15 protein-coding genes are annotated in these 24431 nt (G+C 43.0%); 11 read left to right on the top strand and 4 right to left on the bottom strand.

Going from position 1 to position 24431, the window contains the following annotated elements; all coding sequences use genetic code 11:
• Nucleotides 1–72 precede the first annotated feature (72 nt).
• Nucleotides 73–2256 (bottom strand): TonB-dependent hemoglobin/transferrin/lactoferrin family receptor, encoded by a 2184-nt coding sequence (locus PNC201_RS22715; RefSeq protein WP_010607455.1) that lies wholly within the window; start codon nt 2254–2256, stop codon nt 73–75.
• A 169-nt stretch (nt 2257–2425) separates the two neighbouring features.
• Here PNC201_RS22715 and PNC201_RS22720 point away from each other — a divergent pair, with 169 nt between their 5' ends.
• The 7 genes from PNC201_RS22720 to PNC201_RS22750 all read left to right on the top strand — a co-directional run bounded on the left by PNC201_RS22720 (nt 2426) and on the right by PNC201_RS22750 (nt 14145).
• Nucleotides 2426–2953 (top strand): MotA/TolQ/ExbB proton channel family protein, encoded by a 528-nt coding sequence (locus tag PNC201_RS22720; RefSeq protein WP_010607456.1) that lies wholly within the window; start codon nt 2426–2428, stop codon nt 2951–2953.
• A gap of 5 nt (nt 2954–2958) precedes the next feature.
• On the top strand, nt 2959–3306 hold the full coding sequence (locus PNC201_RS22725; protein ID WP_010607457.1) for a DUF2149 domain-containing protein: 348 nt from the start codon (nt 2959–2961) through the stop codon (nt 3304–3306).
• Nucleotides 3303–7226: a cobaltochelatase subunit CobN gene (gene cobN / locus PNC201_RS22730; protein ID WP_102058547.1), complete on the top strand. Its 3924-nt coding sequence runs from the start codon at nt 3303–3305 to the stop codon at nt 7224–7226. Before PNC201_RS22725 ends, cobN begins: the two co-directional genes overlap by 4 nt.
• Nucleotides 7227–7572: 346 nt before the next feature.
• Complete coding sequence (locus tag PNC201_RS22735; RefSeq protein ID WP_102058548.1) at nt 7573–9672, top strand: TonB-dependent receptor domain-containing protein; 2100 nt, start codon at nt 7573–7575, stop codon at nt 9670–9672.
• A 12-nt stretch (nt 9673–9684) separates the two neighbouring features.
• On the top strand, nt 9685–12150 hold the full coding sequence (locus tag PNC201_RS22740) for a proprotein convertase P-domain-containing protein (RefSeq protein ID WP_102058549.1): 2466 nt from the start codon (nt 9685–9687) through the stop codon (nt 12148–12150).
• Nucleotides 12140–13573: an Lcl C-terminal domain-containing protein gene (locus PNC201_RS22745; protein WP_102058550.1), complete on the top strand. Its 1434-nt coding sequence runs from the start codon at nt 12140–12142 to the stop codon at nt 13571–13573. Before PNC201_RS22740 ends, PNC201_RS22745 begins: the two co-directional genes overlap by 11 nt.
• Nucleotides 13570–14145, top strand: a complete 576-nt coding sequence (locus PNC201_RS22750; RefSeq protein WP_010607462.1) for an Lcl C-terminal domain-containing protein — start codon at nt 13570–13572, stop codon at nt 14143–14145. Before PNC201_RS22745 ends, PNC201_RS22750 begins: the two co-directional genes overlap by 4 nt.
• Nucleotides 14146–14622: 477 nt before the next feature.
• Here PNC201_RS22750 and PNC201_RS22755 read toward each other — a convergent pair whose 3' ends face one another.
• A complete protein-coding gene (locus PNC201_RS22755) occupies nt 14623–16314 on the bottom strand; it encodes a hemolysin D (protein ID WP_102058551.1) in 1692 nt (563 codons plus the stop codon).
• A gap of 385 nt (nt 16315–16699) precedes the next feature.
• On the opposite strand from PNC201_RS22755, the gene lodA reads away from it, so the two are divergent.
• Nucleotides 16700–18784, top strand: coding sequence for a CTQ-dependent lysine 6-oxidase LodA (gene lodA, locus PNC201_RS22760; protein WP_102058552.1), 2085 nt, complete (start codon nt 16700–16702; stop codon nt 18782–18784).
• Between the two features lie 5 nt (nt 18785–18789).
• A complete protein-coding gene (lodB, locus tag PNC201_RS22765; RefSeq protein WP_227387810.1) occupies nt 18790–19920 on the top strand; it encodes a lysine-epsilon-oxidase maturase LodB in 1131 nt (376 codons plus the stop codon).
• 68 nt (nt 19921–19988) lie between these two features.
• On the opposite strand, the gene PNC201_RS22770 is transcribed toward lodB, so the two are convergent.
• A complete protein-coding gene (locus PNC201_RS22770) occupies nt 19989–20294 on the bottom strand; it encodes a hypothetical protein (RefSeq protein WP_010607466.1) in 306 nt (101 codons plus the stop codon).
• 112 nt (nt 20295–20406) lie between these two features.
• On the opposite strand from PNC201_RS22770, the gene PNC201_RS22775 reads away from it, so the two are divergent.
• Nucleotides 20407–21288: a LysR substrate-binding domain-containing protein gene (locus tag PNC201_RS22775; RefSeq protein ID WP_010607467.1), complete on the top strand. Its 882-nt coding sequence runs from the start codon at nt 20407–20409 to the stop codon at nt 21286–21288.
• A 143-nt stretch (nt 21289–21431) separates the two neighbouring features.
• On the opposite strand, the gene katG is transcribed toward PNC201_RS22775, so the two are convergent.
• Nucleotides 21432–23618 (bottom strand): catalase/peroxidase HPI, encoded by a 2187-nt coding sequence (gene katG, locus PNC201_RS22780; protein WP_102058553.1) that lies wholly within the window; start codon nt 23616–23618, stop codon nt 21432–21434.
• A gap of 327 nt (nt 23619–23945) precedes the next feature.
• On the opposite strand from katG, the gene PNC201_RS22785 reads away from it, so the two are divergent.
• The gene (locus tag PNC201_RS22785) at nt 23946–24161 is read left to right on the top strand and encodes a hypothetical protein (protein WP_102058554.1); all 216 of its coding nucleotides are present in this window, start codon (nt 23946–23948) and stop codon (nt 24159–24161) included.
• Nucleotides 24162–24431: the final 270 nt, after the last annotated feature.

Consider the following 24431-nt stretch of genomic DNA (forward strand, 5'->3'; position numbering starts at 1 on the left):
GTTGACCTTCACCGGGGTTATCGACAAGATTTTCTCGCCTCAAAATAGTTCACTTAATTAAGCGAATTAGTATTAGAAGTCATATCGGATAGAGGCTGCAAAGCTTCGTCCCGCACTTTCAAGTCCATCTAAGCTTTCTGTTATACCGTGGCCTGCAAGATTGCCGTGTTGGTAGTAAGTTTTATCAAATAGATTACGAATAGCTAAATTTACGGCAGTATTATCACCCAATTTAACTTGTGCTAACCAGTCAATCGTGCCGTATCCAGGAGTTTGGTATTTACCTGTGTTCACTTTGGTCATTTTTTTAGCAAAATTAAGGATAAGATCTGAACTCACCATATCATTTTGATACTTGAAGCCTAGGTTCCCTGACAGCGGATTAATGGAACTGATATATTCATCTGTCTCATCATTTTTACCATCTTGATATGTTGCGCTAAATGAAACAGACAATGTATCGGTAGCATAGTAAGTGGTGGAGAACTCAGCTCCTTTGATCGTAACTGAATCAATGTTCTGGTATTGGAATTTGTCATGGTTATAGGCAAAGTTTCCTTCATCATCCAATATGGTTTCACGGCTTATAAGTTCTGTGGACAAGAAGTTATCAAACTTATTGTGGAACAGTGCAGTTGAAATAGTGAAGTCACCAATATGGCCACGTAATCCAAGTTCTAAGGTGTCACTTTCTTCTGGACTTAAGTCCTCTGCTGGTAAGATTTCATATAAATATTCTGCAGAAGCCTGATTGTAGTGTTCAATATAGGCTAGATCATAAGGCGGTACTTTGAACCCTTGGCCGTACTGAGCAAAAACAGAAAGCATGTTGTTTAGATAATACAAACCACCTAAATTAAACGATAAATGTTGATCGTCTATTTTCGCAAATTCTGTACCATCGGTCTTTAAGGTACCGCTTGGGTCCATGCTGTAATAATCGAAACGTAGGCCTGGCGTAACTATAAGTTTGTCATCTAGTAGCTTTATTTCGTCATTGATGAATAGGCCAGCGCGAAGTGTATCATTTTTCGGGAATTTATTGGTAATGTCATCTTTGATGACTTCGCCTTCCACTTCTCGGTATTCACGTACTGTGCGTAGGCTCTCAGTGGTTTCTATATCAACACCGTAACCAAGAGTATGTTGCTTATCGAGTGCTTTACTCGCGTGAGAAATAAAACCATACGTAGTTTGCTCATAAGTACCGGTTTTCCACATGTCGCGTTTTTCGATAACACCAAACATAGGCGCGTTAATATCGAGTAAAGCATACTCTTGATCGTCTTGAACACTGTTTGTGTAATACAAATTAAACTGTGCTGTGTCCCAAACGCTATTGCCCGTATCGTTGTGATAACTCAGGCGGAACGAATCTGTGTGCTTTTCGGTCTCTGTACTTTCCGTCGCGATGTTGTAGCCATATTTAGCTAGACCACGGAAATATGCCAATAGACCATCGGCAAGGTCGCCACTTACATCTTGGCGCCACAGATCAGCAGAAACATTGACATAATCTTTGTCGTTGAAGTTGTATTTTAATTTGTAAAGTAAGCTTTGAGAGTCTATATCAAAGGGAGCGCGGGTGTTGTGCTTATTTTGTTCCTCTTTACCATCTCTGGCTGTTAGGCTCAGTAAGTGGTCAAAATTGCCATGCTGGCCTGCTAGCGTTGCACTTAGATTAGTTTGTTCACTGAGGTCGCTATAGCCTATCCTTACACGTGCGCCAAGATGCTCATTGTCGTTAAGATAATCACTGGCATCTTTGGTGGTAAATACCACAATACCCCCCAACGCATCGGAACCATAGAGAGATGAGCTGGCTCCTTTCGCAACTTCAACTTGTTTTATCGTATCAGTATCAATAAAACCTCGGCCCACTATATCGTTGAGTCCATCCGCGCCATAGCCTTCATTCATGCGCATACCGTCTTTTATGATCAATACTCTATCGCCGCCCATTGCTCGAACCTGAATATTTTGTGCACCACCTATACGCCCCGTAATCTTTATACTTGGATCATACTGAAAAAGCTGATTTACATCGGTGATTACTTGTTCTTCGATGTCTTGGCTAGACATTACGGAGATACTAGCTGCTACGTCTTTAAGTGGCTTCTCACTACGAGATCCACTAACAACGATAACTTCTAAATCATCTGCGGAAACCGCGTTATCGGCTAACGCAACCGTTGATCCAGAAGCAATAATTGAGGCGATAAGTAGTCGCAAATAGTGTGTTTTTGCAAAGCGCATGATGAGATTCCTATGAATATTTTATTGCTGAGCTGCTACTAAAATTTGCGAAGATCATACCTCTATTATTAAAAAGATCAATCTAAATAATAATAATTTCCATTTGTGTTGTTGTAAGTTATTACATTTTCAAGTACATTGTCGCGATAATTTATAGAGGGGAATTATTGTGAATATACAAGCAATAGAAATGCTAATGGCCAATGTATCTGAGCTGCTAATGACGCCAGTTATTATTGTAATATCAGTACTTTTTGTTTACGCATTTTTTGCACTTGGACGCTTTGTATCCGAATTTTTAATTCGTAGGAAAAGTCGTTTGTCATACCAACGTGGAATAGATAATAAGTCGTTACAAAGCCACAACGGCTTTCATGTTCATAACTATTTTATTGCGAATCCAAGCGCATCTGAAGATGAGTTAGAGGTGTTTGCATTAAAGCAGCTCGAAACGCTTCGAATTGTTACGCGGGTTGCTCCAATGCTAGGTCTTATCGCGACAATGATCCCAATGGGGCCGGCGTTAAAGGCGCTCGCAGACGGTAACATTCAGGGGATCAGCGAAAACTTAATTATTGCGTTTGCTGCGGTAATATGGGGACTTGTTATTTCTACACTTACTTTTTGGCCCGCTTCGGTTAAGAAACGTTGGTGTGCTCAGGAGTTGATCAACATTCGAAAACTGAGAGGGGAATAATTTCCATGCGCTTTTTAGATGAAGACGAAGAATTAAACCCTATTGTGAGTGCCGTAAATTTGGTTGATGTTTTTTTGGTGATTATCGCGGCGTTACTGATTTCTATTGCGCAAAATCCACTCAGTCCATTTACATCAGAAAATGTCACTGTGGTAAAAAACGCCGGTGAACCCAACATGGAAGTGATCGTGAAAGAAGGCAAGGAAATTAAGCAATATAAATCTAATGGAGAAATAGGCTCTGGAGAAGGCATGAGAGCCGGGGTCGCATATAAAATGGCAGACGGTAGTTTTGTCTATATTCCAGAGAATGAAAAGAAAACTGAAAACAATGCGAAGGAGACAAACAGATGACCCGACTATTCGCGCTGCTCATTTTAGCTTTGTCTTCTTTCCAAAGTTTTGCACAGCAACAGCCTGAAGTGTTGATTATGATGTCAGGACATGCTTCTAAATCAAAAGGAGAGTTATTGCTCTCGCTGGCCGAAGATCAGCCTTTTAAACTGACTAACTTTAGCACTCGTGGCAAATCAGAAGATGAGATCCGAGCCGCTTGGCAAAGTGCTAAGTTGATTTTACTGGATGGTATTAATCCTATGCTGTCACAGTATATGTTTGCAGATTACACATCATATTTGACAGATTATCCAGAGGTTCCTGTGATCTCTTTAGGGGATCTTGAAAACATGAAAATGAATCAAGGGTTATCCCCGTCGCAGCATACAACATTGGGCGCATACTACAATAATGCAGGTAGCCAAAACTACCGTAACATGATGTTGTACATATCGACTAAGGTATTTGGGTTATCGAGTGAAGCGCCAGAGCCGGTAAAGGTAGTGCCAAATGTAGGTCTATATCATCCTGATTTTAAATCTAGCGTTACAGCTAATCAAAGCGAATTCTTTAACTGGTTGGATGTTGAAGACAATCAGCCGGTTATCGCGATTGCTATTCACCGCTCTGTAATTGACTACGAGCAACAGCAAGTCGTGGATACCTTAATCCATGGATTACAAAAGAAAGGAGCAAAGGCGCTCGCCTTTTTCTTTGAAGGTAATGACGAGTCATTGACTTACCCTGAGCTATTAACGGATGAGAATGGGGCGAGAGTTGATTTGCTCATTAATTACCGCTCACTTCACTACGTAGAAAAGCGTCGTGCTGAGTTTGCTCAAATTGGGGTGCCAGTTATTCATGCAATGAATTACACCGAAGGTGATGAAGCTGCTTTTAACCAAGATCATGCTGGCATTTCTCCTTCGTTAACGCCATTTTTCTTAGTAATGCCTGAGGATACAGGGAGTGTAGATCCGAGCATCATCGCTGCGAATGATAAAGGTGTGAAGGTGGTAATGCAGGCGCAGCTTGATGCGCTGGTTGAGCGGGCATTTAATCACGCGAATTTAGCGCATATTAAAAATCGTGAGAAAAAAATCGCTACATTTATCTGGAATTACCCTCCCGGAGAAAAAAATATAGGTGCTGCATTTTTAGATGTTCCAAGCTCAATTGTGAATATTGCCGATGCAATGAAAGCCAAGGGTTACGATGTGAAGCAAGCTCATCCAGAGCAAATTATTGAGCAAGCTGGCAAACTTTTACGTCCTTATTATCGTGGAGAAGATGCTGAAGCACTGGTTGATGTTGGTCTTGCTGATTATATGCCTTTATCCACTTATCAGCGTTGGTTTGACTCTTTGCCACAACACGTTACAGCGCCAATTGTGGAAAAATTTGGCAAGCCAAGCGAAAGTACCATGGTGCGTGAACACAATGGTGAACCTATGTTTGTTATTCCACGGATGGACTTAGGCAACATGATAATTTTGCCTCAAGGGGTTCGCGGCAGTAACGCAAAAGAGCATTCAGCAGCCTATCACAGCACAAAGTCTGTTATTAACCATGGTTATTTGGCAATGTATTTGTATGCTAGAGAGACGTTTGGTGCGGACGCGGTAATTCACTTAGGCACGCACGGCTCACAAGAGTGGTTAAGTGGTAAAGAGCGCGGATTATCTGTATATGACGCGCCGAATTTGGCAATTGGGAACATTCCGGTGTTCTATCCATATATTATTGATAATGTTGGTGAAGCGATGCAAGCTAAGCGTCGAGGCCGAGCGACTATGATAAGTCATCTTACTCCAGGGTTTGCCAAAGCAGGGCTTTATACGGATGTTGCTGAACTTAGTGAGCTTATTACAAATTATCTGATGCTTGCTGAAGGCTTGACGCGTGAGAATACACGGGCAGAAATCATTACCCTCGCAACTAAGTTGAATATGCTGAAAGACTTAGGACTTGACGAAAAGGCTTTATCTCAAGCGTTCGATGCACATATTAGTAAGTTGCAAGATCATCTTAATACCTTAGCGCAGATGAGCCAACCTTTAGGGATCCATATTTTTGGCGAACTACCGGAAGAGGCACATCTATACAGCACAATCTTACAAATGCTTGGGGACGACTTTACTCACCTTGCGGGTGAGTATGAACGTGAGCATGGTTTAGCTTTCGCAAAAGAGCAACAAATTGATGAACGTAACGTTGTAAAGCTTGAAGCGCTTGAGGGTTTTCAGTTATTGCAGAGCGTGTTGGGTGGGCAACAACAACTAGAGTTACCTGACACCCTTAAAGGACCAATTGACTTAGCAAAGACCTATTGGGATAACTTCCATCAAATCGCTGAACTAGAGGGCTTACTGAATGGACTATCTGGACAATACATACCTGTAAGTCACGGTGGTGATCCTATTCGCAATCCTGCAGCTGTGCCCACAGGTCGGAATCTGCTTGGTTTTAATCCCGCAAAAGTACCATCAAAAGAAGCCTATGAAGCGGGAGTTAACATGCTAGAGCAAACTGTTGCTGATTATCAGGCAAAACATGGGCGATATCCTCAAAAGCTCGCATTTTCTCTTTGGTCCCTAGAGACTATGCGCCATCAAGGGGCGTTAGAGGCACAAATTTTACACGCGATGGGTATAAAGCCTAAATGGAACCCGCAGGGTAATATTGTTGGTACGGAAGTGATCCCATATTCTGAATTGGGGCGTCCGAGAATTGATGTGGTGATATCGGCAACAGGTCTTTATCGCGACGCATTTCCTAACGTAATGCTGTGGTTGGCCGAAGCCATTGATAAAGTGGCGAAGATGAAAGAAGAAAACAACTTTGTTTATCGCCACGCTAGCAATTTAAAACAGCAGCTTATAGAGGAAGGAAAATCTGAGGATGATGCTGATTACCTTTCATCGGTACGGATCTTTTCGAATGAAACAGGTGCTTACGGTACTGGCTTGGCGGGAATGAGCCTTGCTTCAGATACGTGGGATGATGACAGTAAGCTTGCGAATCTTTACTTAGACCGGATGGGGTTCGGTTATGGCAAAGATGAATCTCGCTGGAGTGAGAATCTTTCAGAAACAGGACTCTATGCCAAGGTGTTATCGGGTACAGATGGCGTTGTATTTTCTCGTTCGACTAATCTATATGCTTTGATGACTAATGATGATCCATTTCAATATTTTGGTGGAATTGGTTTAGCTGTTCGCAGTCTGGACGGTAAAACTCCAAAGATGTATGTAGCGAACTTACGTCGAAAAGGACATGAGAAAACCCAAACATTAGAACAGTTTGTGAGCAATGAAATGCGCAGTCGGTATTTCCATCCTCGCTGGATACAGGCAATGCAAGACGCGGGGTATGCTGGGGCAACGGCAATACTTGATCGAATGAACAACATGTGGGGTTGGGAAGTGATGACTCCCGAAGCGGTCAGGGACGATCAATGGCAAGAGTTCTTTGACGTGTATGTTGATGATAAGTATGACATGAAGATGCGAGAGTTCTTTGAGCAGCATAATGCCGAAGCATTAGCACAGATCCTTGAGCGTATGCTTGAAGCGGTTAGAAAAGGGTATTGGAAAGCCTCTCCTGAGACATTGAAAAAGATGCTAGATACTTACACCGAAATTGCAAATCAACATGATGTAGTGACCGATAATAAAAAGTTCACTGAGTATGTTGAACAACAAAATGCGGGGTTTGGTTTAGTACCCTTGATGCCTGGGCAAGCTGTGCCTAACGTTGATATGACAGCAAGTAAAGCCAATATGGAGCAAGTGACTGGTCAAAAGTTAGAACAAGTCGCTCAAGGCAAAGAAGTTGAAACTGATTATACCTTGTGGTGGCTACTGGCAGGAATTTTCTTTGCGGGTATGCTGCAGCCCTTGGTTCGACCTATGTTGACTTCTAAAACATACACTTGATAGCGCTACAAATAAGGCAATATTTGTAAACACCAGTAGAAACACAGCAAGTCGAGATAGGCTTGTTGTGTTCTCACTGTACTTTACCTATTTGCAATAAACTTACCTGTTTTGATTGGCCTTGTGGGCTAATAAATGTGAGTTATTTTCGAATGTAAAAAACTGTAAAAACAAAATATATTTTAAATTCCATTAAAAACAATATGTTGTAAATGCTATTCCTCGCTCTTACATTCTATTCCGAAAGTTTATTACTAGAGCTATAAAAATTAGTTATATTTTATAGTTGATAAAATAATAAAAATCATTATCATTCGCAATCTCGTTATTTTGGGTATAAGTAAAAATGATTCGCTTTATTGTTCCTTTTGTTTCTTCAGTAATTATCTTCCCCGGTTATGCAGCCAACGCGGACTCTAAATCCATTGAAGTGATAGAAATTGTTGCAAACAAAGCTGAAAAATCTTTGTTAGAGCTTTCCGGTAGTGCGGCTGTACTAAGTGATGATGATATTGAGCAGCTTGTAGCAACACAGTTGAGCGATTTGTTTAAAACGGAGCCAGGTGTGGCGATCACAGGTTATAGCGGTCGTCCTCAAAATATTACCATTCGCGGTATGTCAGGTAATCGCGTACTGGTGTTGCAAAATGGTAGTAGAGCTGCGGATGGTTATGGCGCAAGTGACATCAACGATCTGGTTGGGCGATTTAATTTTGATTTGGAAGACGTCAAATCTATTGAAGTGGCAAAGGGACCAGCCTCAACATTTTTTGGGGCTGGTGCACTAGCTGGTGTGGTTAAAGTGAATACCAAACAAGCAAGTGATTATCTAAGAAGTGAAGATAACTATTTAGCAATTAAGAGCTTGTACAACGGTACCAACTCGGAAGTTAAAAACACACTCACTGGTGCAACTGGATTTTTTGGGTTACCTGTTTTACTAAAAGTCAGTGACTGGCGTGCTGAAGAGCAGCAAAACTTTCCCGAGTCACGCGCTCCGCTAGACGTTAAAGGTCAAAGCGCAAAATTTAGTAGTCAGTACGAATCAGGTTTGGGCCTTTTTACATATGATTTTAGCTGGTTGACACAGCAGACAGAAAACAAAATCAAACCGGAAACCGTGCCCCAACATGACGGTGCGTGGCTGGTTGAGTCTCAAAAACAACGTGAACTCCAACAAACTCATAGCCACAGCGTTAAATGGCAATCTGTGAATTCATCTCTCATCTTTGATGATGCGCTTGGACAAATGTTCTGGCGCAAAACACAGCACGAAAACGATACTGAGCAACTAATCAGCCGTCAATTTTTTGAGGTTCAGACTCGATATAGGCAGCTGCTTTCGGAAGACCGTTTTTCTCAGACCAGTTTTGGTGGCGTATTAGATTTTGCTAAGTCTTTTGGCAATCATGAACTGATGTATGGCATTAGTGCAGAACAGGTTGAGCATGAGCGTCCTAAAATCGATACCGTGATTGAGAATGGTACGCGGAAAGTGACGATTGACGCACCGTTTAATGCAGCTAAAACAGTGATACTTGGTGCTTATGTTGGTGACGATTGGCAGATTAATAGTAATTTTAGGGCGTTAATTGGTTTGCGTTACGACCATAATGCATTATCTGCTGAAGGTGACGAAGGCACGAGCTCAAATGAAGTCACAGCTAGCGCACAAATCAGATATGAAAATAGTTATGGTTTTAATGCTTACGGAGCATATGCACAGGGCTACCGAGCTGCACCATACGATAAAGTATATGGCAATATTCCTCATTTATTTGCCTTTCCTCCGTTTGAAATTGTTGCCAATACTCAGTTGAGAGCAGAAACCAGTGATAGCTTGGAACTAGGGTTTTCGCAAACAATTGATAAATTGCATTTTGCCAGCAGTATTTATTACACCCGCTACGACGATTTTATCGATTGGGTGAACATCCGTTTAAGATTAAACGATGGAGTAATGGAGCGCCAGTTTGTCAATATCGATGAAGCGTATACGTTCGGTGCAGAAGCAGAGGTAACTTATCAATTAGAGTCACTAATGTTTGGCGCAAATATTGGCTGGATGAACGGAAAGAATAAAGACAAGCAAGAATACCTAAGAAATCTTATTCCGCTCGAATATACATTTTATGCCAATTATGAGTTCAGTGACTTTGTAATCAACCTGCAATGGTATGGACAAAGCCAGATGACTGACTTACCTACGTGCCAAGACCCATTTTTAAATGTAGAAATACCTTGTCAGTCAACAGGAAGTTGGCACAGCCTAGACTTATCCGTAAGTTACACACTATCAAAAAATTGGAAATTCAATACCGCGATAAACAATATGCTAGATAAGCATTATACCCGATATCAAGATGTTGCTGGTCAATCCAATTCCGACTTCGACTATTCACAACCAGGTAGAAACTTTAGAGCATCTATCCAGTATAAATTTTAAAGGGTGACCGTCTTGAAAAAACCATTATTACTATTGCTACTGTGGCACCTAGGTGCGACCGCGGCAGAGCTTCAGTTTGTTACTGGTCGTGCTATTAATTCACAACAAGCTGAACAGTTACTTGAAACCAAGTTAGCAAGAAAATATCAATTTTCTTACCGTCGTAAAGGTCAGTTTGGTAATTATTATAGCTTTATGCCTACTTATGACGCTTTGCCAATATTTAATATCGTGGATAGTGTTGCAACGGATCAACAAGGACTAGCATTTCGATTGTATGTTTCTCGTTTTTCGACGTTAAACGTGGATGAAGGCACGGTTTCTGTTGCTCCGTCTATTGAGCAGGTTGGTGCATTAATTGATAAACAAGTTGACCATTTTTCGATAGAAGAAATTAAGCGAGGGTGGTGGCTTGAGCAGCAAGGTTTAAGATTTGTTTGGAACGTATTAGTAAGTGAAACCTTGCAAGGTGAAGTCGTTACTCAGCATTATTTTATTGATGCTGATGCCACTAAAATCCTTGGTCAACGCGGCGCTATTCCTGCCTACCAAAGTGAAGTTGAGCCTGAATATTCAGGTCGAATCAAGCAGTCATGGTTATTTGATCCAGACCCAAAAACTAGCTTAATGAGTGAAGACATTGAGCAACAGTTTACACCGCAGACTGAATTTGCGGATGCAGCATTTAGACTTGTTGAGCTTAAAGATTTAACGCTAATTGGCAACCAGTTAGCACTGACGGGGCCTTATGCTCGAGTAACTGACTTTGCAGAACCACATGAAGTTGTGGAAATGTTACCTGTAGCTGGTGTAGCAAAAAATCATCATAGCTCTGCCAGCTTTTTACAACAAATGGCCTATTTTCACGTCGATTCTGCTCAGCGTCATTTGCAGGAATTGGGTTTTACTGGCGATAAGTTGATCCACTATGCGCCGATCACCATAGATGCACAAGGTTCTTATAATGACCAGTCGGCATATTCATTTCACCAAAAACGGATTTTATTAGGAGTTGGGGGGCATGCTGACGCGCAGGATGCTGATGTAATATGGCATGAATATGGACACAGTGTTACTAACTTCATCAATCCCTATGACGACGGTGCGGATAGCGGTGCAATTGGGGAAGGGTATGCCGATTTTCTCGCCGCAAGTCATAGTTACCGAGATCCGCAAGGCTACGAGTTTGAGCCGGATGTTATGTTTAACTGGGATGCTCGTTTTGGACAACGTAGACCAAGAACGTTAAATGATAGTAAAGCTAGGTATAATCCAAATTATCACTACCCAGCCCATATTCATGTTGCAGGTTCCCTAGGTGATCAGCTTTGGTCCACACCATTATTTCAATCCTTCAAAGAAGCTGAAGCGCATTATGGTGTGAAAGGCATGAATGACATGGAGAAGATTGTTATTGAAGCTATGTTTGGCCTAGGGGCGGGGATCACTATGCCCAATTTAGCGCTGTCTACACTCGACATGGCAAAGCGCCTGTACCCCAATGAACACTATGCCGACATTTTACAACGGCATTTTAGTCATCATAACTTGTTGCCAAAATTATTGGTAATTGAACAAGCCAAGGTCATTGATACTCTCACCTCAGATCCCTCTGTGGTCGTGAATATCAAAAATATCAGCCCTTACTCGCTTAAAGATATCCAGTTCGCGTCAACTGAGGACTCAACAATAAAAATCGCAACTCAACAGGTTGGCGATATTAAGGCTGGAGATTCGATAACACACACTTTTTCCATCACCTTCGATGATGCGTTTGAATTGAGTTGTGGGATGAGTGCTTTTGTTCCGGTATTGGAGAAGTATTCGACAGGGATCCCAGTATTGAATCAAAGCCTACAGCAACTAGAAGTTACCTTAGGCCAGCCAAATCTATTTGTTGTAAAAGGTGAGGGAGGCATACTTAAAGACGCAACCGGAGAACCTAGTGGAGTTGTGCACAGTAAGGGGATCACCAACTTTTACCTTGATGTAGAGCAGCAATCTCTGCAGGTTAGCGATGACCTTAAATTTGAATTACAGCTTGAACACAATGACTTGAGCCAAGTAAGTATAAAGTTAATTAGCCCTGCGGGTGTTGCCGTAGTCATTTGGGATCAAAGCTACTACCCACATTCAAAATTTGAATTTAGTCTGCCTTCTGATGTTGCAAACGTAGATTTCTCGCCACTTGAAGGCCAGTCATTCAACGGCCAGTGGCAGCTTCAGGTTGTAGACCACAAGCCTGATTTCTCCGAACTAATTAATACGCCTACGCTTAAAGCTTGGCAGCTTTCACAAGTTACCGATTATCACTGTCATTCTGCATCCGACGATAAAGAACATACAGATGACCAAGATAATCATCTAGAAAAAATAAATGACAACACGAGTGGCAGCCTGTATTGGCTAAATATTGGTTTAATTTTAATTGGGCTTAGGCGACTCAAAATACACACTAGGAGTAAACATGACATTTAAATTGAAACCGCTTGCGCTTGCGCTTTCGGTTGTAGGTCTCAGTGCCTGCGGTGGGGGGAGTGGTGACACTAAAACAAATACTGAAAATGAGACAACGGTAGACCCAATTAGTTATTCGGTTTCGATCAGCGTTGATAACGCAGTAACCGGTACTTTATGCGCAGATAGCAACGAAAACTTAGTGTGTGACAGTGTCGAGGTGCAAACTTCAATTACAGATGGAACCGCAACATTAACAAGTGAAGATGTTGCAATTCTTAACCAGAGCTACATTGTGACAGAAGGCAATGTGATGATACTCAGTGCGCCAGCCGCAGTTGCGAATGACGCTAGTATCGTAATGACACCTGCAACGACTCTGGTTTACGCGAATATGATACAAGGCATAAGTAGAGAGCGAGCAATTGAGGCTGTTGTTTCTACACTTAACGATGGCTTATCACTGTCTTTGTCAGCGGATACTTTATTGACAGCGCAAAGCGCAGACTTAGCAAACTTCAATACTGAATTTGTAAAATTGTGGCAGGCTGCGCAACAGCAAAGTGAAAATAAGGGGGCTATTCTTGCGGGCTTTGCGATTCAACTTGCAGATATTATTACCGCGATAAAAAACAATAGTCATTTTAATCAGCTAGATAGTTTTGTTGCGAATGCATTAAACTGGTCCGTAGGGTTCCCTATGACTGACACTGGGGTCACTGCATTCGCTAACCTAGATGGCTTTTACAATACCGCTTCTGTTGCGGACTTTCCAGGTCAAGACGCAGATTATGGCCTTGATCTTACACAAAATAATGATGCGGATGGTGCTGCGGGTTTCAGTTATGTAAAACTCAGTAGTACAGGTGAAATGCTTGCAGCTGATGCTGAACAATGGAGCTGTGTAAAAGACTTACAAACAGGGCTAATTTGGGAAGTAAAAGATGCAAACGCAGGTATTCGCCACAAAGACACGTTGTTTGCATTTAAACCTAGCGACCGCGAATCGATTTTTCCTGCTGAAGTGGCTGAAGCCAGTTGTGATAATGCAGAAGGTGTATGCACAGTATCGCAATATGAAAGTTACATAAACAATCTAAACAACGGTGTCGGGTTGTGTGGATACTCTGGCTGGAAGTTACCTAAATTCAACGAGTTGTATAGCTTAGTGCACTTTGCGAGCACAGATAAGAATGACGGCGATGTTTTACTTGGAGTAGACGTTAATTACTTCCCAGAAACACATGCCGGAGACATATGGACAGCAACGCCATCGATAGAATGGCACACTTCTATGTACTATGCCCCCCACATGTGGGCGCTTGGGTTTAACGGTGGTTATATTGGTGCAACGACTTCTTATGAATACTGTGATAGTGCACAAGAATGTGAATATCCAAGTGTATTACCTGTGAGGCTTGTAACTTTAGGAGCAGAAAAATGAGATATTTATTAGTCACTTTGTCTTTATCAATGTGCTTTACTGTACAGGCTATTGAGCAAGCGTGTTCACAAACTATCGAGCGCTCTTCACCTAGCGTAGGTTTTATCGATAATAAAGATGGTACAGTAACTGATAGAGCAACACAGCTTACTTGGATGCGCTGTAGTATTGGGCAAACTTTTAATGCACAAACTTCAAGTTGTGATGGAATGCCAACCGCTATGTACTGGCAAGATGCCCTTAAAACAGCAGAAAAGATCCGGACTTCTCCAGGTCATGCAATTTATCAATACGCGGGTATTAAGAATTGGCGTTTGCCTAATATCAAGGAGCTTAACTCAATCCGTGAAGTTGCCTGTGTTAACCCTGCGGTAAACCAAACGGTTTTTCCTAATATTTTTGCTATCGCTGAAGCAGAAGGCGGGTATGCATACGTTTGGTCAGCTACGCCTTTAGCGTCTGAAGCTGGGGTAATGTATATGGACTTAAATGGTGGAAGTTTAGCGTCTACCTTTGGCTTGGAAGACTATGAGAGACAAATTTTACTCGTAGCCGACAAAGTGACAGAGTAGGCTTCAGTACTTGTCGTTCGGTGTTGTTTGGTTTTTGTTCTTGGAATGTCCTAGTCTCGGTGCTTGACTTGCTGCGAGTAGGCTAGATGCAAAGGTTGAGCAGCAAAGAGCGACAAGGTGAACTCTTTATTTTCAATATGTTACCGTCATGCTGATATAGATTAACGAGGCGCAACAACTAAGTAAACTGGTGCAAAAAGCTTGAAAGAGCAACAGAGCTCAATATGATAAGCCAATGCGTCAAGAGTACTTATACCTAGGTTGAATAAGACTATTGATGCATTGGTATCAAGCTTAGTGTAGGTTAATACCAATTGAATTAATTCTCTAATCAATTTGAAGGGTGAAATAGCATATTAGCTTCGTTAAAAATTTCTCATTTAGAACAACTAAATAGCAAAATTTTTGCCTTGCTACTAAAGCTATTTCCCCGCTTCAAGATAGATCATTTACTTAATACAACTGGTATAAATCGTTTTAAAACGGTTCAATCATCCACTTTGCGGATAACTGGTCCGGTTCGCCATGGCGATTTAACTCAGGTTGGTTTTGCGCTTGGTTAAACCAAATATATTGCTGCCAAAATTGATTTTTGATATTCCAAACACCACCTTGATAAATCAATGCGTAGAGTGCTTGCTTAGGAGAGTCTACGAGTTTGAGATAGCCGGCGCTTTTGCTGCTGTAACTTAAAAACAGTGAAGGGGCCTGAGTGGCTCTAAAATAGTGCTGACCCTCAGCATTGGTTACCTGAATTAAATCGAGAGGCTCAGTTGGACTAAAGGTAATTCGGGTGTCATTGTTCAGGGGTTGTGCTGCTAAATACTGATTATTTACGGGCGACTTTATCGTGATTTGTGTGCCCGTGTCTGCACTTAACTGCGGATATGTCCAGCCGCTTGGTGGCGTTTGCCAGGTTAGAGATTTCCAGCGCCAGTTGTAGGGAATATCTAAGTGTGGGTCGTTAAGATCTTCAAAACCAGGTTCGGCTTCGATATTAAAAAGACATTGGTTTCGCTCTGCATCTAGCTGTGCAACACGCTCTGTTTGGCTAGTTGTGCCTACATTTAGCTCCGTCATACAGGCTTCAAGTGACTTCCCTTTTCCTGACTCATTAGGGGCCAGTACATAAGTATGGTCACGTTTACTTTCGTCCTCATACCAAGCCAGCATTGCGGCCTCGTCAAACGACAACCAGTTTTGTACTAGTCGCTGTGCTTCTTGCTCGGCTACGCTACGTCTTTGTGCTTTTGGTATTGCCATTGTGCGAATAAACGCAGCCCAGAGATCTTTACTGGCCTCCAGCGCGACAATTGCAACCGGTTTCATGCTACTAATACGATAAGACTGCCAACCAGATTCTAAGCGTGTATTCGCTCGCCAAATTACATCGCCACTGGCGAAGTTGAGCACATCTTTGGTGTCGTGCGAATGCTGCTCGGCACCTTCAGAACAAAGGTAAGCTTTTACTTGCCAAACCTTTTCGTAGTTATCTTGTGGGAGCCTTACCGTATGTTCTGGACTAAATGAGTCTTGAAATAGGTGAACGGCACGGCCAAACAAAAAGTAATTATGATCTACTTCCGCGAGAGCTGCGTGACCACCACCATCCCACACTTTGAGGCGCTTCTCCTCAGCCATGGCCGCATCAATAAAATGTTGAACAAAACGTTTTTGCGCGCGATAAGCTGCATCTACACCACCTTGGCCTGCAATATCATCATAGCGGCGCATAAAGTGATCTAGCTGAATGTCAGCCGGTTCTTGCGATACTGCGCTAAAACAGTTTGGGCCGGTAGGATCGGTACTGGCGTTGGTGACGTTAAATCCAGCAATATCAACCCAACGCTCACCGACAATGGCGGAATTCACACTGTCGTATCTTGGTTCATAGAGTGGGTTATTGTTTAACTGGGACTGAAGTCGAGTAATTTCATCTTGTGCGGTATGTAGCGCGATGTTTTTTGCCAGACCATAGCGCCAAGCGTGTCTGGGGTCGTTGGGATCTGGTTCGATAATATGTTCGGCATCCAGCACCTCTAGTGCTGCGGTGCGGGTTAACCATTCATGTCCCATGGGCATGATCCCTTGTCCACCAAATTGGGTGAATGCTTGAACTGTGCTGCTTAATGCAAGTCCTAGTGAAATTGTAAGAGGCTTTATTTTCATATCTACTCCTTGAAAACCAAAAGCAAAAATAGAGTTTTTACTCAATGTAGGGGCAAAGATTATAGTTTGTGAAATAAATGTTTCAATTGATTTTTGTTTGTAACTAATAGGTTTTTTATCACCTGATTTGTTTGGTGAGTGTTTGCCTCTTACATGGCTTAAAAAAGATAAAAGTAATTTTTATTTAATATCAGATTGTTACAGTTTATTTTGTTCGTGTTTTATGTTCTGTAATGACGTGAAATATGCACATTTTCTTGCTGGTGCTACAGTTACTCTACTTAGCTGGGAATCAATTTAAGCGAAAGTTAGCGCACACTTGAGTATCTTTTGTTAACAAGTGTGTTGTTTTGTGCCGTGGTTACTATATCTAAAGGATATAAATATGAACTATTCACTTCACCCCTCTGTCGGTGTCGCAAGACTCGGTAATAGCGATGGTCAGTTTTATTTAGCACCAGACAAAATAGGTGGTTTACCGTTTGAATCCGATGAATGGGGCAATAAGATAGACAGCCCTGTCAGTCAGTTTAAAGATGCAGAAGGCCGGATCCGCAGACAGGGCCAACCCTTTAAAATCATTGACGAAAATAACAATGAGCTTACGTTATCGAGCGATAACGTTAAATCCATTAGTTGGACTGTACACGTCGCTAATAAAAAGGCGGCATGGTATGAGTTTAATGAATTACAAGGCAACTTACTCTATGGTCAAGATAATAGTTATAGCAATCGCAACACGCCTTGGCGTAATGCGGATGCAACGGATCGCCGAAGCTTAATTATTGACCCAGGTCCAAGAACGATATCTGGCGCAAATGCAAAGGCTGAATTTGACGCCGCCAGTGCGCCTGCAGGATATCCGGTTAGTTTCCCTCCCAAACCGTGCCAAGGCACTGAAATAAAGTCTCTCGGAGACATTTTAACCGATAACGAAGGCCGCTTAGTGGTACTTGGCGGTAAAGGGAATGCGGGTGGTAACCAGCCTCTTGAATCTTACGGTGGTGCGGACACATGGCATGATGATATTGCGGATGGAACTGTGTATTGCACGGTTACGTTTGACGATGGTAAAACCTTGCAACTCTCTGCTTGGGTAATTGTTGGCTCTCCGGATTTTGCACCGGAAATCGTTAATATCTCCAACCTCAGTGATACTATGTTTGACGTTGCGGTGCGCGAACAAAACTTATGTCCTGAGCTATACAGCGATGGTGAGTATCAGTCTTCTTATCAGGCAAATTATTACCAAGATATTGAGCCGATTATCCAGCGTATTAGCCGTTATCAGTGGGTATCAAATGTCCAATCTATGTCGGCATTTGTTTCCAATATTTTTGATTTTAAAGACAACTCTGAAGATAATAAAGCCAATCGTCAGGCTTACTTTAAGTACTTTAGACAGCCAGTTGACCCAGCCACAGTGCAGCAAACTCCGCCAAACGAGCAAACCAATCAGCAACTATTCGAGTATGGTATTGAGGGTAATTTACCACTGATGCCAATGAACTCTGGTAGTAACTCTGTGAGCAACGCTGAAGACAATATTGTCGATAAGTTTCTGACGTTAACGCAGACTCAATACTTCTTACTGAGTCAGTGGGCCGCTGGTAACTTTTCAAGTGCTAAACCTTCAGCGCCACAGAGCGCAGTCGATGAGTTTGGCGTATTTTATGCGGATCAAGGTAGCGTGGGTAATTGCGTTGGCTTACCTATGTGTCCAGGGATTGAGGTAACGTGGAGTTTACAAAATCCAGCAGTGTACGCGGCGCCTTATATCATCAAAGATCAAAGCATGGGTAATGGCTTTCCGAGCGGTTTGGATGCTGAGCGTGATGAGTGCGAAGGCGGTGGATGTCAGCCTGGAGATTTAACCAAGCGCATGGCATGCCCGTGGCAAGCAGACTTTTTCAACTGTACTATTCAAAATGTGAACTTTACCGAGCCAACGGTGAATAAAGTGAACGTTGGCACGGAAGACGATCCGCAAATGGTGCCAGCTGCCCCAACTTACTATAGTTACTGGTGGCCACCACAAAGCCCTTGGGATGTATTGACGAATCAATTTGATGATCAATCACTTACCCATCTGCCTGCAGGCCAGCAAGTCAACTATGCACGTGGTATCAATAGTTTTGTGCAAATGGTTGAGCATTGGTCGGCACTTGGTTTTATCCGCAATCAAAATAGTGATGAACCGAATTTCCCCTACTTTACGGAAATCGAACGTAATCACCAACTGTTTGCGTATAAGGATGTGCCTGTCTCTGATATTACTGGGAATTGCCAAGACGACGGAACCGATATTCCGGTGTTTTATATTCCTGATGACCTTAAAGATCACTTGTCGTGCGGGTGCTCTAAGGCCAAAGCAATATTAAAAGGACTTGAAGAAAAAATGGCTAAGCCAATTACGCAAAAACGAGCTGCGAAAAAAGTGCCTCGCAGCGGTACTCGAACAAGACGGTAATGGATATGAATGGTACTCACGAATGTGATGTGCTAGTAATTGGTGCTGGCCCTGCTGGGGCTAGCACCGCATTAAACTTGCTCAATCACACAGACCTATCAGTCATTTTAATCGAGCAGTCTGATTTACAAAAATTAAGAATTGGCGAAAGTGTATCTGCAAGTGTGTTTTCGGTATTGGACTATTTGCAGATAGATAGAGCGGATTTCGGTCCGCACTGTTTTACTCCAACTCAAGGTAATAGTGCATTTTGGGGAAGTGAGAAATCTGCTAATCGTCACGCGATTTTTGCACCAGACAGAGCAACCTATCAAATTAATCGCGAGATATTTGATCTAACCTTGCTCGAAAGCACAATCCAGCGCGGTGGAACGGTGTTCCCGCGCACTAAAAGCAAAGCAATTACTCAGTTACAAGACGGTCGTTACTCAGTGGTGGTGAGTCATCCTGACTATGGTCAGTTCACCATTGTTTGCAAGTATCTAGTTGATGCGTCAGGGCGTAATTCGTCTATTGGCAAATCTCTAGGAGCGGCTGTTCAGCAATATGACAGACTTACTGGGGTTGGTGCCTTCTTTAAAGTAAAGCGGGGGGCGCTTGAGCAACTTCAACTAATTGAAAGTGATGAATGTGGCTGGTGGTACAGTGCGGCGCTTTCTAACGATATGTTAGTTGTAACGTATTTTAGTGATTTTGAATTGCTCTCAAAGCAGCGCTTAAATCGTTTGGCACAGTGGCAAGCGCACTTAGGTAGCAGTAAATATATGTCAAGGCGTGTTGAGGGGGCAAAGATGGTCGACGAAAACCTATGGGTCCGACCTGCCGGGAGCCATTTTAACAGTTTTGCTCATCTCAAAAATTATCTACCAGTGGGGGATGCGGCTTGTGCGTTTGACCCTATTTCCTCTATGGGATTAGGGTTTGCCATGACATCGGGATGCCAAGCGGCAGCCATTATCGGCAATACCAAAACATCTCAAGCGTTTATGCACAGTAGCAAGATGTATCAACAAGACTTAGCGCGTCAGTTTGATCAGTACTTAGCGCTAAAGCAGCAGTTTTATAATAAGGAAAAACGTTGGTGTGATGCGCCTTTTTGGTTCAAGCGGCAGCAACTTATTAATCAGGTTGCTTAACTGAAACTAACCGAAGAATAACAACTGCTTGCGCATAAGTTGTTATTCTGATTTCGGGTTAGCTCATATTAAAGCAAGCTTAAAATGTGTTTGGCGTTTTGTCGGGCAAGACAGCCCTTGACGGGATCGGTTGAAAACGTTTTAGCCGATATCTCCATAGGCTTCCCTTCATGAAGTACATCACCGCTATAGACCTTAACTCGACAGGTCGTTTTGTTTTGCTCTTCGGAATAAACAAGCTCCACTTTTTCGGCCTTCATGATTAAGTTTTTGTAGGGGTATCCCGCATCAGTAAATACTTTTTCAGTTTGTACCTGCTCGGATGTTGATGCGAGTGCTGCTAGAGGAAATGCAAGAATAATTGCGTATTTCATGATAAAGACTCCTTCCGTCTCTGATTTCACTGCTAAGTATTGTGTGCATTCATAAAACTGACAAACTAGAAATTCTGACCTATAGTTAAGTTTTAATTAAGTAAGATGGCGAATGAAATCACCTCCACTCAAAGGACTTTGGTATTTTAAAACGGCGGCGGAATTAGGCAGTTTTAAGCAGGCGGCGGAAGCCTTATTTGTGACTCAAGCCGCTGTGAGTCAACAGATAAGAACCCTTGAGCAACAGCTTGGTTGTATGTTATTTGAACGACAAACAAGAAAGGTATTGCTAACTCAGCAAGGACAAGACTTGTTGCCTTACTTACACAAGGCCTTTGGGCAAATGGAAATGGGCTTGTCGACGTTAAAATCAGATCCTAACCCAAACACCATTAACCTGTCGGTTTTGCCTTCATTTGCTACTTGTTGGCTGTTGCCAAGGTTGGCGAGCTTCAACAAAGCATTACCAGACTACCAGCTACGTATTGATCCAACCGAGCAACTCGCCGATTTTAACCACGACGATATTGATATTGGGATCCGCTTTGGATTTGGTAACTATCCGGGACTGAAAAGCGAGCTCATCGCGGAGGATGAGTTAGTCCTTGCCTACCGTCCTGGATTAATTGACCCAAATAAACCGTTGCGAGAACAGCTATCTAAACTCAATTTTATCTATGATGAAGGCCGGGATAATGAGCATGCGTGGCTTGAACTAAACAAACAACTGGATTTGAGTGGTCATACATTCAGTAATCTCAAAATTGATAATGCGGCGTTGGTACAGCAAGCAACGGTGGCAGGGCAGGGGTTTTCTTTGTTACGTCGACGTTTAGTGAATCAATCTTTAGAGCTAGGCCAATTAGAAATCTATCCCGACTTTGCATGGTTATGTGAATATCGGTATTACTTGGTCGCACCAGAGCGCCATTTTGAGTGGCCTAAATTAAAGGCGTTTCGAGATTGGATTGTGGCTGAGCTTAGCGCATGTTGAAATAGCGATTTTATATGTTCTTGGTTAACTTTAGCTTGGCCCATAAGGCGGCGAGTTGAGTACTGCAAAAAATAAAGCGGATAGGATAAACAGGCCAAGCCACTGTTATATACGCACCAGTGGCTAGGCTGAGTGATAAGCAGCTATTTTAGGTCAAATCGGTCTGCATTCATTACTTTGGTCCATACCTCAACAAAGTCGCGGACAAACTTCTCTTTGCTATCATCTTGTGCGTACACTTCAGCGTAAGCGCGCAAAATAGAATTAGAACCAAAGACAAGATCAACGCGAGTCGCGGTCCATTTTACCGTGTCCGTGTCGCGTGTTTTTATCTCATATAGGTTCTCACCGCTAGGCTCCCAGCGATATGCCATATCGGTCAAGTTGACGAAAAAGTCATTACTCAAAGTGCCAACGTTATCGGTAAATACGCCATGCGATGTTTGCCCGTGATTGGTGCCTAGCACGCGCATTCCGCCGATCAGTACGGTCATTTCCTTGGCTGTGAGGCCCAACAGTTGAGCTTTATCAAGTAGCATTTCTTCTGGTTTTACGCTGTAGTGCTGTTTTTGCCAATTGCGAAAACCGTCATGTACAGGCTCTAATACATCAAATGACTCAATGTCGGTTTGCTCGTCTGTGGCATCGCCTCGCCCAGCGGCAAAAGGCACTTGGATTGATACACCGGCATTTTTAGCCGCTTGTTCAACGGCAGCGCAGCCACCCAATACGATTAGATCGGCCATGCTTACGGTAGGCGTAAAATTACTTTGCACGGTTTCTAATGCCGCAAGTACTTTCGCTAGACGCTCCGGCTCATTTCCAAGCCAATCTTTTTGCGGGGCTAGGCGGATCCTCGCACCATTTGCACCCCCTCTAAAATCGGAATATCTAAACGTTCTAGCACTATCCCACGCGGTGGCTACTAATTCTGAAAGCGTCACATTGGTTGCTAGAATTTGTTGCTTGAGTGCGCTAATTTCACTGTCGTTTAGAGTGTAGTTAACGCTGGGGACGGGGTCTTGCCATAGCAGGTCTTCGTTAGGGACTTCTGGGCCTAGATAACGGCTTTTTGGGCCAAGGTCGCGATGGGTAAGCTTAAACCACGCTCTTGCAAAAACATCGTTAAAATAGTCGGGATCGGCATAGAACTTCTCTGAAATTTTACGATAAGCAGGGTCCATTTTCAGCGCCATATCGGCATCTGTCATCATCGGCATGCAGCGTTTGGATGCGTCTTCAGCATCAACCGGCTTATCTTCTTCCTTTATATTAATAGGCTGCCATTGCCATGCACCCGCAGGGCTTTTGGTCTGCTCCCACTCGTACGTTAACAGCAAGTAGAAGTAGCCATTGTCCCATTGAGTTGGGTTCGTCGTCCAAGCGCCTTCAATACCACTGGTTACTGCATCAGAGCCAATGCCACGCGAGCTATGATTCATCCAACCAAAACCTTGTTCATGCAAGTCCGCGCCTTCTGGTGCCGGGCCTAATTCATCGGCATTGCCATTTCCGTGCGCTTTTCCCACAGTGTGTCCGCCAGCGGTTAGGGCAACGGTTTCTTCATCGTTCATTGCCATTCGAGCGAAGGTAACACGCATATCTTCAGCTGTTTTTAACGGATCGGGATTACCATCTACGCCCTCAGGATTAACGTAGATAAGACCCATCATCACAGCGGCAAGCGGGTTTTCTAAATCGCGTTCACCGCTATAGCGGCTGTTTGAATTATTGGAGGGAGCCAGCCACTCTTTTTCGCTGCCCCAGTAGGTGTCTTTTTCTGGATGCCAGATATCTTCTCGGCCACCGGCAAAACCAAAGGTTTTGAATCCCATCGACTCATAAGCAACGTTGCCCGCCAGCACGATTAAATCGGCCCAAGAAATACGATTGCCATACTTTCTTTTAATCGGCCAAAGTAAACGCCGGGCTTTATCTAAGTTTCCGTTGTCCGGCCAGCTGTTTAGCGGAGCAAAGCGCTGATTACCCGTGTTTGCACCACCGCGACCATCCGCAACACGATAACTGCCCGCAGCGTGCCATGCCATTCTGATCATTAATCCTCCATAGTGTCCCCAATCTGCGGGCCACCATGGCTGCGAGTCTGTCATAAGTTGCTCGAGATCTTTCTTCAGGGCGGGGTAATCGAGGCTGTTAAATGCGCTTTTGTAATCAAAATCGGCATCCATCGGATCGGTTTTCGTATCGTGCTGATGCAATATGTCTAAGTTCAGGCTATTTGGCCACCACTGGTGCTCGCTATGCTCTGACGACGTATTTGCACCATGTGCAAAAGGACAAATCGATGGTGTGTTTTGCTTCTTATCCATGGGAGATCCTTGTTTGTTCGATGACGGAAGATTGCTAGGGCCTGTTTATCTTTCAAGTTTGTTTCTGCAGCAGTTTGATTGATGTATACATAGGGCAAGTTGTACGCCGCGAGCAAAATACGCTCAGAGGAACAAAAATCAAATCGTAAAGACCAATAAACCCTAGGGCCTGTTGATCTTTCAAGTTTGTTTTTGCAGCAGTTTGATTGGTATTTATACAAGGCAGAGCCAGCGTAGCATAGTCACTCTATGTAAGTCTGGCGATAAAGACTTTGTGCTCCTGCAAAGTCACCTTACCCCACATCCTTGTGGGGCAACACAGTAGAAATGCTAATCAAGCGCTGCCCTTTGGGTTCATCTGAGTGCGCTTTGTTCATTGTTGCTCAACTTTTGCCTAGATTACTAGGCGGCAAGTCGAGCGTCGCGACCAAAACACACTCAGAAGAACAAAAATCAAACAGCAAAGGTCAACAGGCCCTAGATAAAGGTAGTCCCGATAAGTGCTTTTTACCAGATTTAGGTGGCCTTAAAGGCCAATATTGAATACCAAGAGAGTGGCGACATTTGTGACTCTCTGGGTAGTGAACACGCCAAATCTGACTGATTACATGATTTTTAATTAGACGCTTGAATATTCAATAAAAGTAAATAAATATTGCGCAAATCGTCTAGAATTGTTTGTTGGAACGATTTAATTGTGTTATCAGTATAAAAAGGCGCAATAAATAACCTATTTCATTTCCTATAGTGATAATAAGAAACTTTCTATCGTCAGCGTCTAACTATAATTTGGAACGTTACAAAGGAAACCGT

Origin of the sequence: Pseudoalteromonas sp. NC201, assembly GCF_002850255.1 — a bacterium.
In the GTDB taxonomy this organism is placed as follows: Bacteria; Pseudomonadota; Gammaproteobacteria; order Enterobacterales; family Alteromonadaceae; genus Pseudoalteromonas.